Origin of the sequence: Undibacterium sp. WLHG33 (genome assembly GCF_049544815.1) — a bacterium.
Classification (GTDB): domain Bacteria; phylum Pseudomonadota; class Gammaproteobacteria; order Burkholderiales; family Burkholderiaceae_D; genus Undibacterium.
Map to the genome: position 1 here is coordinate 3,767,316 of NZ_CP186697.1, position 13,666 is coordinate 3,780,981.

11 protein-coding genes, 1 tRNA gene and 4 pseudogenes are annotated in these 13,666 nt (G+C 50.6%); 9 read left to right on the forward strand and 7 right to left on the reverse strand.

What is annotated here, in order from left to right:
* The first annotated feature begins 644 nt into the window (after positions 1 to 644).
* On the forward strand, positions 645 to 2,003 hold the full coding sequence (gene yjjJ, locus ACOTSW_RS17090) for a type II toxin-antitoxin system HipA family toxin YjjJ (RefSeq protein WP_423680253.1): 1,359 nt from the start codon (positions 645 to 647) through the stop codon (positions 2,001 to 2,003).
* A 105-nt stretch (positions 2,004 to 2,108) separates the two neighbouring features.
* Here the strand turns inward: yjjJ and ACOTSW_RS17095 are convergent, their stop codons facing one another.
* Together ACOTSW_RS17095 and ACOTSW_RS17100 are read right to left on the reverse strand one after the other, a co-directional pair.
* The gene (locus ACOTSW_RS17095; RefSeq protein ID WP_423680255.1) at positions 2,109 to 3,269 is read right to left on the reverse strand and encodes an integrase domain-containing protein; all 1,161 of its coding nucleotides are present in this window, start codon (positions 3,267 to 3,269) and stop codon (positions 2,109 to 2,111) included.
* Between the two features lie 1,268 nt (positions 3,270 to 4,537).
* Positions 4,538 to 5,641: pseudogene (locus tag ACOTSW_RS17100) on the reverse strand (DUF4158 domain-containing protein); the annotation flags it as partial.
* A gap of 160 nt (positions 5,642 to 5,801) precedes the next feature.
* Here ACOTSW_RS17100 and ACOTSW_RS17105 point away from each other — a divergent pair.
* The 4 genes and pseudogenes from ACOTSW_RS17105 to ACOTSW_RS17120 all read left to right on the forward strand — a co-directional run.
* Entirely contained in the window at positions 5,802 to 6,092 is a 291-nt protein-coding gene (locus tag ACOTSW_RS17105; protein ID WP_423682362.1) for a nucleotidyltransferase family protein, read from the forward strand.
* Positions 6,089 to 6,481: a DUF86 domain-containing protein gene (locus tag ACOTSW_RS17110; RefSeq protein ID WP_423680256.1), complete on the forward strand. Its 393-nt coding sequence runs from the start codon at positions 6,089 to 6,091 to the stop codon at positions 6,479 to 6,481. Before ACOTSW_RS17105 ends, ACOTSW_RS17110 begins: the two co-directional genes overlap by 4 nt.
* Complete coding sequence (locus ACOTSW_RS17115) at positions 6,475 to 7,032, forward strand: recombinase family protein (protein WP_423680257.1); 558 nt, start codon at positions 6,475 to 6,477, stop codon at positions 7,030 to 7,032. Before ACOTSW_RS17110 ends, ACOTSW_RS17115 begins: the two co-directional genes overlap by 7 nt.
* Before the next feature lie 78 nt (positions 7,033 to 7,110).
* Positions 7,111 to 7,497: pseudogene (locus ACOTSW_RS17120) on the forward strand (ABC transporter ATP-binding protein); the annotation flags it as partial.
* Here ACOTSW_RS17120 and ACOTSW_RS17125 read toward each other — a convergent pair.
* A complete protein-coding gene (locus ACOTSW_RS17125) occupies positions 7,474 to 7,596 on the reverse strand; it encodes a hypothetical protein (protein WP_423682383.1) in 123 nt (40 codons plus the stop codon). The pseudogene ACOTSW_RS17120 and the gene ACOTSW_RS17125 overlap by 24 nt on opposite strands.
* A complete protein-coding gene (locus ACOTSW_RS17130; protein ID WP_423680258.1) occupies positions 7,593 to 8,183 on the reverse strand; it encodes a hypothetical protein in 591 nt (196 codons plus the stop codon). The genes ACOTSW_RS17125 and ACOTSW_RS17130 overlap by 4 nt, the downstream gene beginning before the upstream one ends.
* 453 nt (positions 8,184 to 8,636) lie before the next feature.
* Between ACOTSW_RS17130 and ACOTSW_RS17135 the strand changes: the two genes are divergently transcribed.
* The 4 genes from ACOTSW_RS17135 (at position 8,637) to ACOTSW_RS17150 (ending at position 11,937) form a co-directional block, all read left to right on the forward strand.
* Positions 8,637 to 10,583, forward strand: coding sequence for a bifunctional diguanylate cyclase/phosphodiesterase (locus ACOTSW_RS17135; protein ID WP_423682364.1), 1,947 nt, complete (start codon positions 8,637 to 8,639; stop codon positions 10,581 to 10,583).
* Positions 10,584 to 10,775: 192 nt separating this feature from the next.
* A complete protein-coding gene (locus tag ACOTSW_RS17140) occupies positions 10,776 to 11,141 on the forward strand; it encodes a hypothetical protein (RefSeq protein WP_423680260.1) in 366 nt (121 codons plus the stop codon).
* A 113-nt stretch (positions 11,142 to 11,254) separates the two neighbouring features.
* Positions 11,255 to 11,339: transfer RNA gene (locus ACOTSW_RS17145), tRNA-Leu, on the forward strand.
* 322 nt (positions 11,340 to 11,661) lie between these two features.
* The gene (locus ACOTSW_RS17150; protein WP_423682384.1) at positions 11,662 to 11,937 is read left to right on the forward strand and encodes a hypothetical protein; all 276 of its coding nucleotides are present in this window, start codon (positions 11,662 to 11,664) and stop codon (positions 11,935 to 11,937) included.
* Positions 11,938 to 12,019: 82 nt separating this feature from the next.
* Here ACOTSW_RS17150 and ACOTSW_RS17155 read toward each other — a convergent pair.
* The 3 genes and pseudogenes from ACOTSW_RS17155 to intI1 all read right to left on the reverse strand — a co-directional run.
* Positions 12,020 to 12,127 (reverse strand): annotated as a pseudogene (locus tag ACOTSW_RS17155) (DUF3330 domain-containing protein); the annotation flags it as partial.
* A gap of 49 nt (positions 12,128 to 12,176) precedes the next feature.
* Positions 12,177 to 12,941 (reverse strand): IS6-like element IS6100 family transposase, encoded by a 765-nt coding sequence (locus tag ACOTSW_RS17160; RefSeq protein ID WP_001389365.1) that lies wholly within the window; start codon positions 12,939 to 12,941, stop codon positions 12,177 to 12,179.
* A 62-nt stretch (positions 12,942 to 13,003) separates the two neighbouring features.
* A pseudogene (gene intI1, locus ACOTSW_RS17165) lies at positions 13,004 to 13,534 on the reverse strand (class 1 integron integrase IntI1); the annotation flags it as partial.
* Between the last annotated feature and the right edge of the window lie 132 nt (positions 13,535 to 13,666).

Genomic DNA, 13,666 nt, shown 5'->3' on the forward strand with positions numbered 1-13,666 from the left:
TTAAGAACCTTGCAGAGGGTACTTTTGATGAGGCTTTTGCGAAAATCGTCCATACCAAACTTTACCAGATCCGCTTATTGCGACACAACCACGACGTCTCCCCACATTTGAGTAGCACACGGAGTTAGAGTCTAATCCCATCCAGTAAGGCTAACGAATGTCTGTCATGGCGATGGGCTTCTAAATTTGGTCGCCCAACTGCTCGGTCTATCCTCATTGTGTCGATAAAGCGCACATTCAGGTCAGTATTCACAACCAATGACGTTGGAACTATCAATTCAATTCTGCGTGGCAAACTGAAGTCAGGACGGCGTCCGTTGTTAACGGAGAGCGCGTACCATTAGCATCGTCATTTCAGCGCCGAAAATGGACGGCGAACGTCTCTCCTGCAACCCGGGTGATTTATTCCGGAGCAAATTCGGCTATATGACTTTCCACCTCACTTACACTTCGAAGATGAGGGCGTATGAAGCCAATTTACATCAGCCATGGGGTGAGATTAAGCCATTCCTATTCTTACTTTGACATAAGTAAAGACATCTTCTAAAATCAAAATAAACGTTACATAAATCGTTACATAGTTAATTTATTATTTTAATATTGCTCTATGATATTTTAATAATTAACTAAAAAAGAATCGTTACATGTCAATCGCTAAAATAGTTTTGGAAACGCTTCGGACCTGGCACCGACAGCAAGCTGGCGAGTTGTTAAAGCGACTTGGGGTAAGTCGTCCGTCCTTGATGCGAGCGATTGCCGAACTGGACGGTCAGGTTATCTCGCGTGGCCGCGCGCGACGCACGGCGTATGCAGCGCGCCGGTCGATTCGAGGTAACTCAGCTCCACTGCCACTGTATCGCATTGACGAGTCGGGGCGGGCGCATGAGGTAGGACTGCTGGAGCCTGTTTATCCTGCAGGTTGCGCGATGACTTTTATCGAAGCATTTCCTTGGCCGCTGGATGATGAGATGGCTGATGGCTGGTTCCATGGGGTGCCATATCCATTGGGCGACATGCGACCTCAGGGTTTCTTGGGTCGTAACTTTGCACACCAGTTTGCCGCTATCCTCCAAGTAGATGATGCCGTGAATCGCTGGAGTGAAGACGATGTCCTGCATGTCTTGAGCGTGGTCGGCTGGGATCAGCCTGGCAACTACATTCTGGGTGAGCAAGCACTGCGCCGCTTCTTGGAGGTGCAGCAGCACGGCATTCATTTTCTCAGTGATGATGAGGTTGAAACCGACTATCCGCAGCGCGCCCTGCAAGCGCTCAAATTTGGAGAGGCGGAGTCCTCAGCCGCTGGAGAATTTCCCAAATTCACGGCACGCCGTTGGCGGGGAATGCCAACCCATGTCATCGTCAAGTTCTCAGGTGCCGACGGCTCGCCACAGGAACAACGTTGGGCCGATTTGCTGGTGTGCGAGCACCTGGCTCTGACCACCATTGCTGACACACTCCAGCTCAGAGCCGCACAAAGTCGCATCTATCAGTTCGCCGGTCGGGCCTTCTATGAAGTCGACCGTTTTGACCGCCATGGCGAATTTGGACGCTCCGGCGTTTGCACCTGGTTCGAATTGAATGCGGCGCTGTTCGGCGGTACAGGTTCATGGTCGGACGGTGCAAAAGCACTTTTTGAAGCGAATTATATTTCTGAAGAGACCGCACAACAGATAAGACTATTGGAGCATTTTGGTCGACTAATTGCGAACTCTGATATGCATGACGGTAATCTTGCGTTCTTGCCCGACCTTAGCTTGGCACCGGCCTATGACATGTTACCTATGATGTATGCCCCTTCGCGAGGCGTGGAGCTGGTAGAGCGCAAATTCGCGCCCACCTTACCGGTACCGAGAGAGCGCAATACCTGGGTTCAGGCAGCAGCAGCGGCCGTTGTGTTCTGGCGTCGTGTGGAGAGCGATAATCGTATCAGTGAGGAATTCAGGTCTATTGCTAACGCCAATGCGGCTCAGGTCGAACGCTTGCTTGACGCGCAACGCGATTGACCATGCTAGGTGTTGGTCCGGCTAGGCGAACCATACCCACTGATAAAGACAAACAGCAGCATGAGGCTCCAGAACAGGGTCAGTGTCCACAGAAACCGTTTGGGATTACGCATGATCATGATTGTCGATTTCTTTCAGTCGTTGGTACAAATAGGATCGGGAGCATTTGAGTTGCTTTGCTGCTTCCATTTTATTACCACCATTTTTTTGCAAGCTTTCGAGAATCTGCCTATTTGTGAGGTCTTTTGATGTTTTGGCCTTGATCGCCGCATGGCTGCCAATGTAAGCATTGGCTTTTGATGCGCGGGAATGACCGGCATGTTCGGTAATAATCTGACGAGCCTGCGTCAGTATGTCTTTTGAAGGTTGCTCTCCACCACGGACTGGGCTGTCGGTGCCAGTCAACTGCTGATATAAATTCTGCATATATTGGTGACGCAGTCCGTGGGCGGTGACACCGAGGTTTTTCTTGGTGAAGCCGTATTTAGAGAGTGTGTAGTAATAAATGTTTTTCCACTCATTCAGAGTATATTCGGCAGGAATCGTGCTACGGCTTTTGCGATTCGCCAATGTCTCCGCCAAATAAATGACGTCCAGATCTTGTTCGTTTTGCACATCAATGCGGCGCGGACGGCCGCCTTTGGTTCCGTCCGAAATCATGAGATACGTATATTCTTTTCGACGCATGATCACGTCTGCCGGACGCAATAACATGCTTTCTTCGGTGCGCAAGCCAAACGTAATTTGAAGCAATAACTGAACGCCAATGTGTTTATTTTCTATTGCGATGAGTCCGATCACTTTTTGCGCATCGATGCCAACGGCTTCCCAGCTTTTATCATTCATCGTGATGCCGCTGCGCGTTTCCAATTTTTTCAACTGTTCATATTCGTCTGCTGCTTTGACGAGATTCGTCTTGCGAAGCCATCTTGCTAGTGTTGCTAAATATGTAATTTTGTTTTCGATTGTTCCGCGAGTGTGATTTTTAGCAATCCAATGATCTAATAAATAGTGAATGTGCTTCTCTTTGAGTGATGACATACTTTCGAATCGATAATTACCTTCATTTTGCAAAAGCTCGATCGCTGCCAGGATGCACAGCGAGCGCATGCGCTGCGTTTTAACGCCAAGCGGTGCTTCCGACTTTCGTGTCTTGCTGTGCGCAGCAGATAAATGATCGCGGAATAATGCTCGCAGTTCCTCTTTGATCTTGCTGTTGAGTCTCGCTCCAGCTATATCTTTTTCGAAATCATAAATTAACGCCATGTTTGCTCCTTTTCTACATTGCTTTATTGATAACGCTTACTTCTACTACGAATTCTTTGACCTTTACGCGGGTCGCACGGCATGCAGCATGGCCAGCGCTCTTTAGCGATAAAAATTGGCACTGATAAATCCGTCTGGCAACAGATCTACCGTAGGTCACATCCCTTTTACAACGATGCTCCGTCGGTCAATCTGAAAGGCGTTGGTAATTCACTGGCGTGCATTTCACTTCGAGGTGAAGCAACAGCGCGGTGAATGGCAAGTCTTTCGGGTGTACGACGATACTTTTGCATCGCTGTAAATCCACGCGTTTTTAAGCAGGTACGCGGAACCTGAATGGGAATTTACATACCGACACGAATTAATCGATCTGGCATGCAGGATGGAGAGAACTGAAGTTTGTCAGAGCACGCGATTGTGTCCGACCACCCCTCAATTTCGCATTGAAGCGAATGTCATCCTGTGTTTTGTGACTGTAGTGTGTAGTTGGCTGGTGTGTATTTCAAATTCATAGAATTCCGTGGAATCCTTGAAAACACACTGCAAAGCCAATGTTTATCACTGTCTTGGTTCCCTCACTCTAGCTAGATCTAAGTTCTTGTTTCTTTTAAAAAATCCGCATCCAATTTTGGAGCGGAAAACAAGACGAAAAGCAAAACAACGAGAGACTGAAAATGCGGCATAAGCCGTTGACGATGCTAGTTTCCCAGCGAAAATCTGAAATTCTGTGCTGCATTGACGATAATAATGATCTGCAATTCATTTGTCATGCGTTATCAGCACTATATTTTAGTGCCTTTCAGCAAATTTGATCGACGACTGTGAGCAAGTCGATTTTGAGTAGCTTGCTCAACGCATGGCAGTAACTCTCAATGCGATATGCTCAATGCCCTCCATTACTTATGTGCCACATAAGTACGACTTTAGTATGAATTTAAAAGGTAAATTCTTTTAGAAAAACCAATATCCGACTTTAGTGGCACTTTAGTAGGACTTCTCCGAGCACCCATTGAACAGTATCTATTTGTAGGACTTTAGTGGCACTTTTGTGGCACTTTAGTAGGACTTCTCCGAGCACCCATTGAACAGTATCTATTTGTAGGACTTTAGTGGCACTTTTGTGGCACTTTTGTAGGACTTCTCCGAGCACCCATTGGGGTTGTGTCGCAATAAGCGGATCTGGTAAAGTTTGGTATGGACGATTTTCGCAAAAGCCTCATCAAAAGTACCCTCTGCAAGGTTCTTAAACGACTGCATTATCCGTTGGGTTGCGCTTCGGTGACGCTCTCGGCGAAGGCATCCCAGGACATGACGGCCTCGATGGCGGCGAACGGATCGCGGCCCGCCTGCTTGGCCTCGATCAGCGCCTGGCCGATGCGACCGAACAGCCGCACCTTGGCATTGATCGCCTTGCCGGACGCCTGGAATTGCTGCTGATGCTTGTTCTTGGCGGCGTTGAACAGTTTGCCCAGGATGCGGTCGTGCAGGTCAATGATTTCGTCGGTGACGGTGGCCATGCCCTCGATGGCAAGCGCCACCAGGGTCGCGTAGCGCCGCTGCGGCTCGAACTTGGCCAGATCGGCGGGCGTCATCTGGCCACCCTCGCGGGCGATTTTGAGCAGGCGGTTCTGGTGCACCGACCGCTCGATGCCGGAAGGCAGGTCGAGCGCCTGCCACGCCTTGAGGCGCTCGATGTGTTCCAGCATGTGCCGCGAATTGGGCTTGACGGGCGACTGGCGCAGCCAGGCCAGCCAGGTCGTCTTGCCGTTGTCCCGACGCTTGAGCAGATCGTCGAGGCGGCGGCGATGCGCGTCCGACAGTGGTTCGGCCAAGGCGTCGTAGATGCGCCGGTTGGCACGGGTGATCGCCTCGGCACAGGCGCGCTCGACAACATCCAGCGTCGGCAAAATGATGTGTCGGTAGCGCAGCGAGTCGAGGATAGCGCTGACCAGCACGACACCCTTGTCGGTCTGTAAGGCCAACTCGGTCGTGGCATGGACGGCCTGCCGGTAATGCGCCAGGCCGAACGGCTCCATGCCCAGGTATGCCCGCAGTTCGAGCAGGTGTTCGCGCCGGGTTTCCTCCCGCTCTGCATACTGCGGCCAACACGCCGGATCGAGCCGCAATTGCCGCCCGATCCATTGCAGCAGGGGCGTCGGCACCTCAGCGCCGGGCAGCAGGCCCTGCCCGGGGAGGCGCAGCAAGCACAACTGCACCGCGACGCCCAGGCGGTTGGCGTCGCCGCGCCGCTGACGGATCAGCGACAGGTCGGGTTCGCTGAAGGTGTAGTGCCGGATGAGTTCGTCTTGGGTATCGGGCAGAGCTAAGAGGCTGTCGCGCTCGGCGGCGGAGAGGATCGAACGACGGGGCATGCGGTTTCCTTCTTCTTGAAAACGCTCGTTTGTGATCAGCCAGCCAAGGCAACCAGCGCGGCACGGGAAATCAAGGCGTTTCAATTCTCAAAAATAGTTCTTGAAACTCTATTCTTATCGGCATATCATTTCAACGAGTTTCGATAAGAAAAGGTGCTCCATGCGACCGTCCGTTGTGCTTGAGATGAAACGAAGCGCAGTGCGCGAAGCGGCAAGCCGCTTTCGGGTGGCGAACCCACGCGTCTTCGGATCGGTGCTTCGCGGCACCGACCTGGACGGTAGCGACCTTGATCTGTTGGTCGATGCGCTACCCGGCGCGACCCTGTTTGATCTCGGTGGCCTGCAAGACGAGCTGGAAGCGCTGCTTGGCGTCCACGTCGATTTATTAACGCCTGCCGATCTGCCGCCGAAGTTCCGGGCCAAGGTGCTCGCGGAGGCACAGCCGGTATGAGCGAGAACCGACTGCCCGACTACCTCGACCACATGCAGCAGGCCACCACCGATGCGTGCAATTTCGTGGAGGGCCTGGATAAAAACGATTTCCTTGAGGACAGGCGCACCCAGCAGGCCGTCATCATGAGTCTCATCATTATCGGCGAGGCGGCCACGAAGGTGATGGACGGCTACGCCGAGTTCGCGCAGGCACACCCCGATGTGCCATGGCGCAGCATGCGCGGCATGCGCAACCGCATCGCCCACGGCTATTTCGACATCAACCTCGACGTGGTGTGGGAGACGGTGCAAACGGCATTGCCGGCGCTACTGAAGCAACTGCCCGCAGTGCGCGGGGACGCAGCCGACGACGCCCCAAGCGATCCTGCACCGGGCGCGCCATGCTGATCGGCTATGCACGGGTCTCGACTCAGGATCAGAACCTTGATCTTCAACTCGAAGCCTTGACCAAAGCGGGCTGCAAGAAGGTCTTCGACGACAAGATCAGCGGTAGCCGAGCCGAGCGACCCGGACTCACCAAAGCGCTGGAAATGCTGCGCGAGGGCGACACCCTCGTTGTCTGGAAGCTGGATCGCTTGGGCCGCAGCGTCAAAAACCTAGTCGATCTGATTAGCGAACTGCACCGGCAAGGTGTCCAGTTCAAAAGTCTCACCGATGCCATCGACACCGGCACGCCATCCGGCCGGTTTTTCTTCCATGTCATGGCCAGCCTGGCTGAAATGGAACGGGAATTGACGGTAGAGCGCACCCGCGCCGGGCTGGAGCTTGCCCGCCAGCTTGGCCGCAAGGGTGGTCGCAAACGCCAAATGACCGACAGCAAGATCGAGTCGGCCAAGAAATTGCTGGCCAGCGGCATCCCGCCTCGGGATGTAGCCAAAAACCTGGGGGTGTCGGTGCCGACCCTGTACCGCTGGATTCCGGCCTCGATGCGTGCGTAATGCAGTTGTGATCTGTTTTTCGAGACGACCTGGAATTCCCCAATGAACAGTTCACCAGAATGTCAAGCGCAAGCCCTGATGACGCTGGAAGGCGTCAGCCAGACTTACCGTATTGGGGATCGAATAATTCCCATTTTAAGAAATATCTCCTTAACTCTCTGGCGGGGTAAAACATGCGCCCTACTCGGTGCGTCAGGGTCGGGCAAGAGCACGCTGCTTAATATTCTGGGGCTGCTTGATCGACCGCTATCCGGTCGATTCCAGTTCGCCGGCCAGGACATGCTTACTGCAAGCGTGGATGAACTGGCTACGATTCGCAATCGCGAGATCGGGTTTGTTTTCCAGTCATTCAATTTGTTGCCGCACCTTACCGCATTGGACAATGTGGCCTTGCCGTTAACATATCGTGGAATGTTGCGTCACGAGGCACATGCGTATGCACTAGACCAAATGCGGCGAGTAGGTCTGGCAGGCCATGCTGCGCACCGGCCCGGGCGGCCCAGCAATTGCTGCTGTGGCGGCGAAGATGGAGGTGGCGGCGAGCAGTTTCGGCAACAATTTCATGGATTACTCCTTACGGTTGGTGAGTTAGTAGTGTTTTCTGATTTTTGGTGGAGTTCATTGGCTTGTTGCGGGCTTTGCTCGAATAGCATCTCGATCAAGCTCATGGGGTCTTTGCCTCTACCTTCTGCCTGGTGGGTGCGGTAGTTAAAGTCCAGATCGATCTTGGACTGTAGGTCGCTGGCATAATCTTTGGGATATTGCGCCTGCTCGATGGCAGGCAGTTCCTTGAAATGGTCCAGCACGGAACTGAAGAAATTCGTCAGTTTCCCCGTGCTGTTGTATTCGGCCATGGCTTGGGCTGCCACTTTCTCTCGCCACGCTTCTTCCTGATCGTAAGACTCTCGCCAAGCAGCATGACGCTCATTCACCGTATACGTACCGCTCTCGTCGTAAATAATGTTTGACAACTGTTCTCGCGATAGGCCGGAAAATGGGTTTTTTATCGAGTGGCCGCCTCTAGATGCATCATTAACGAATGCCGTTGCCTGTTTGGCTCTAGACAGTAATTCCGGGTCACTGGTATTGGGAATCTCGCTGTCGTGCAGTGTTTTATTTGCATAGTATGAATCACCAACTACGTGATTCATAATGCTTTTCGCCTTGTCAGCTAATTCCGAGCGTGTGAGGGTCTTGTCTCGTTCTTCGGCACGGCTGGCGCTCGCTGCCAGTTGTCGGGCCAGTGTGGAAATCGTCTGTGAGCCACCTTGGGTGCCCGATGTGCCCGAACTTTCCGTAGCGTCGGAAATCGGGCCCCGTTACCCAGCGTAACGGGGGGTTTTGCTTTTAGGCTTTGCTTTGAATGCGTTCATCTGATCGCCGATGTCCTTACGCATTGGCGGTGCTGTGATGGCCGTTGATCGGCACACCGCCAACGCTCATGCCATCACCATGGATTATTACCGGTATATATGCAAATGCAAACGAGAATAAAGTGAATTTTTCTTAACAAATTCTGAGCGGTATAAGATAATGTTCCTGAGTATTTAGAATTTATAGTTAGTTGTATTTAAAATAAATTTTGTTAGGATTTGGTGTTAAATATGACTCTAAAAAGGCAGCTTTTGGTAGCTATTTCGATAATGTTTTCTATTGTCTTCGCAGGGTTGCAGTCATTATCCGTCAACGCTACCAAAGAATTTTTACAACGGCAATTAGCATCTCATGCCCAAGACGCCGCAACTTCCATGTCTATCTCTTTAGGCCAAGCTTTAGAGAAAAAAGATCTGGTTCTTGCGGAGATCCAGGTCGCATTGATGTTTGATCGTGGATATTATCAAAAAATAATTTTGTTTGACGTAAATGGTAATCAGATTTTAGTGAAAGAGTTACCCAAAAAAATAGGAGAGGTTCCGGTATTATTTTCGTCTTTGTTTTCGTTACAAACGCCCGCTGGCGAAGCATTTATTTCTTCTGGTTGGCGACAGTTGGGGAAAGTTGTTGTTGTTAGTCAACCAACATTTGCATACGAGTATTTATGGAGCTCATTTAAAGATGTTGCTTGGTGGATGATTGCGACTTATCTATTAGCATTGGTACTTACCATATTGCTGTTGAGGTTGATTCTTAATCCGTTGTTACAGATTGAGCAAACAGCAATTGAAATACAAAACAAGCGATTTACTCAGATAAGTGTTTTGCCGAGAGCTCGGGAGTTGCGGAGAGTTGTTGTTGCCATGAATGTGATGTCTCGAAAGATATCTGAGACTCTAGATGTTGAAATTGCAAAGGCTGACGCGTATCGCAAGGAAGCATATATCGATAAAGTTACAAAACTTGAAAACCGTGCTGGATTTGATCTTCGGTTCAATCAATTTTTATCGGAAAAAGGCGAGTTTAGTACAGCTGCACTGGTTTTATTAGAGTTAGAAGATTTACGGGAATTTAATAATAAATTTGGTTATCAGGAAGGGGATGCGGTTCTTTTTGGTATTTCTAATGTAATTAAGGATTTGGTTTCAACTAAGGCTAGGTTTGCAGGTCGTATAGGTGGTGCGGCCTTCGCCTTTGTTGTTGCAGATGTTAAAAAAGAAACAATTGAGATTGCTTTGAATGAGTTTCATCGCAGAATTTCTTCCTTGTTTGAAACTCTATCGATAGAAAAAAATCTCAATTTTAGTATTGGTTGTGTTGAGTTCACTTCTTTGCAAACAAGAGCTGAAGTTTTTGCGAAAGCAGATTTAGCTATAGAAACGGCAAGGCATCAAGGTGCTGATAACTACGTATTGTTGAATTTCTGTGATGATACGTCTATCGTCACAGGGTCTTCAGGTTGGAGAACATTAATTCAAAATGCTCTATCAGAAAATAGATGGGCTTTGTTTGTGCAGCCTGTAGTGTGTTTAAGAGACCGTTCAATTTTTCAACATGAAATATTTTCCCGGCTTGTTGATCATCAGGGAAATTTTGTATCTGCTGCAAAATTTTTACCTATGGCTCTGCGGCATCATCTCATGGAGGATATTGACAAGGCTATCGTAACTCTCATTTTTGAACTATTGCTGTCGCCGGTGAATCGTTTGAAGGATGTTGCAGTTAACGTTTCAGTACAATCAGTTCAAAGCCTGCCATTCCAAGAATGGTTGTTTGAAAAACTGGAACGCTCTAAAGCAGTAGCTAATAGATTAGCTTTTGAACTGAATGAGTTTGGTTACTCGAGAGATCTTGAACTGACTCGAGAATTTGTTACTCGTTTGAGGTCGTCTAATGTTCGAATTGGTATTGACCACTTTGGACTAGATTCAAAATCTCTAGATGTTCTTAAACAGGTTCCTCCTGATTACATCAAACTTGATGGTGGATTAGTTAAAACTATACTTTCTAGTGAACAAGGACGTGACCATTTAAGATCTATCATCTCACTTGCAAAATCTCTGGAAATTTTGATTGTTGCACAAAATGTCGAGAGCGAAGAGCTGGTCACTACTCTGTTAGAGGATAACGTTATTTATGGTCAGGGATATCATTTAGGCTCGCCTGAACAAGCTTAAGTTACATTTGGCAATCTTTCCTGAAAGTCGTTATTTTCAGAGGGGAGTGTCAGACCCGATTGCGGCTGGTGGGATGACATTTCTATGCTGATTGGTTATGACTTAACTGCTTTTATAAATTCTGAAAGGAATTGATTTCTAGTTTCTTATTTAAAATGGTGCTTGAGATTAAGGTTATTTAAAAAGGTAACAATGAACAAATCTGAAGCCATATTGATTGCGAACGAGTCTTTACGTGCGAACATACTCAATGACATGAATACGCAGTTTTCGAATGTTGTCCGCTACGCGGGCGATGAAGGCTGGTGGCTCAATATTCCTCTCACTTACTTTCGCAAAGAAATTCATTTTCTGATTTGTAGCGATAAAGCGAGAATCATTCGTCACTTAACGATTAAGGCGAATAACATCCTCAGCCCTGCGACCAAGTTTCGTGTTAAAGATGGGGTCGCCGATATTTTTATTTCGGCGGCAAATCCAAAACGATTGGTTGATGCGTTACAGGGCGGGACAAAGTACAGCTTTAACAAGCACCTTGTCGATGAGTATCGATATTAATCGAGAGTGATTCAGCTTGAGCTAAAGACATTTATTTTGCAGATCATAACAAGGCTGACTGACCTTCGTATTGCAAGTTTTGCCTATTAATGTCATAATTCGGCTTATGCGTTGCCGAGATGGCGGAATAGGTAGACGCACGGGACTCAAAATCCCGCGCCGCAAGGCGTGCCGGTTCGATTCCGGCTCTCGGCACCAAGAGCTTGTTTAAAGCAGTACAAAGTAGTCCAATGACCCGTGTTACTCACTATGAGAACACGGGTTTTTTGTTTTGTAATGCTTCAATCTATTCATGACCATCCGAGATTATCATCGGCAATCCCGCTGCGCTGCAAACTTGTATAAACGAGGTGCAACAGAGAGTGGTATTCTCTACCTCGGGTTTTTAGAGGCTGATGTGAGCTTCAAGGGTATCGCAGAGTCACACAGTCTCACGAAAGGCTTATTGCAGGGATGGAGCCTGTAAATAAATTTGTGTAAATGTCCACGGTCTATTAACCTCTCGAGCGAGGAATTACCGATGGACATTTTAATGGATAGAGAAAAACTGAAAGCTTTGGCAAAGTTGCGCTTCGGTGACGCTCTCGGCGAAGGCATCCCAGGACATGACGGCCTCGATGGCGGCGAACGGATCGCGGCCCGCCTGCTTGGCCTCGATCAGCGCCTGGCCGATGCTCTGTTCGAGCTGCCGTTCTGGGTTCTGGTCGAAGCTGCTGACGCGGACGTAACCGATGCGCTGACCGTGCAAGGTATCCTCCTGAGGGAAATGTGTCAGGAAGAAATCTGTGACCCTTGACGGCGTATGTCAATCAATTCGGAAGGCAACTCTATTCTGACGATTTAGCGCCGGATGGTCTGACGCCAAGTTAGGGTATGCCTCAGTCTGACAGTGATGAGTCGCAGGCGTTCGGATCGGCATCGGTTTCGCTCCCGGTCTTGGCGCGCGCCTGGAAGCGCTGATAGCACTCCAGCCCGCAGAAGGGCTCTGTTGCAAAGATTGGCGGCAGTCAGAGGTAGGCTGTCGCTCTGCGCCGATCAGGCGGCTGCTGCGAAATGGTGGTTGAGCATGCCCATGGCCTCCGTCAGCGCCGAGGGCCCAATGCCAAAAGCTCTCTCCACAAGGCGCACCTCGCCCCTGATGCCGGGCTGCAGGCACCAGGGGCGAGCCTGTCCTTTGCGCAGGGCTCGCATGACTTCGAATCCCTTGATCGTGGCATAGGCCGTGGGGATCGATTTGAAACCGCGCACCGGCTTGATCAGTATCTTGAGCTTTCCGTGATCGGCCTCGATCACGTTATTGAGATACTTCACCTGCCGGTGGGCCGTCTCCCGGTCCAGCTTTCCTTCGCGCTTCAATTCGGTGATCGCTGCACCATAGCTCGGCGCTTTGTCGGTATTGAGCGTGGCAGGCTTTTCCCAGTGCTTCAGGCCTCGCAGGGCCTTGCCCAGGAACCGCTTCGCTGCCTTGGCGCTGCGGGTCGGCGACAGGTAGAAATCGATCGTGTCGCCCCGCTTGTCGACTGCCCGGTACAGGTAGGTCCACTTGCCCCGCACCTTGACGTAGGTTTCATCCAGGCGCCAGCTCGGATCAAAGCCACGCCGCCAGAACCAGCGCAGCCGCTTCTCCATCTCCGGGGCGTAGCACTGGACCCAGCGATAGATCGTCGTATGGTCGACCGAAATGCCGCGTTCCGCCAGCATTTCCTCAAGGTCGCGATAGCTGATCGGATAGCGACAATACCAGCGCACCGCCCACAGGATCACATCACCCTGGAAATGGCGCCACTTGAAATCCGTCATCGTTCCGTCCGTCCAATCTCCGCCAAGCATGCTCAAGCTTCACGATTTTTGCAACAGAGCCAGGCCCGATCCTTGGAGCCCTTGCCCTCCCGCACGATGATCGTGCCGTGATCGAAATCCAGATCCTTGACCCGCAGTTGCAAACCCTCACTGATCCGCATGCCCGTTCCATACAGAAGCTGGGCGAACAAACGATGCTCGCCTTCCAGAAAACCGAGGATGCGAACCACTTCATCCGGGGTCAGCACCACCGGCAAGCGCCGCGACGGCCGAGGTCTTCCGATCTCCTGAAGCCAGGGCAGATCCGTGCACAGCACCTTGCCGTAGAAGAACAGCAAGGCCGCCAATGCCTGACGATGCGTGGAGACCGAAACCTTGCGCTCGTTCGCCAGCCAGGACAGAAATGCCTCGACTTCGCTGCTGCCCAAGGTTGCCGGGTGACGCACACCGTGGAAACGGATGAAGGCACGAACCCAGTTGACATAAGCCTGTTCGGTTCGTAAACTGTAATGCAAGTAGCGTATGCGCTCACGCAACTGGTCCAGAACCTTGACCGAACGCAGCGGTGGTAACGGCGCAGTGGCGGTTTTCATGGCTTGTTATGACTGTTTTTTTGTACAGTCTATGCCTCGGGCATCCAAGCAGCAAGCGCGTTACGCAGCAGGGCAGTCGCCCTAAAACAAAGTTAGACGGGCGTACAAAGATAATTTCCATCTCAAGGGATC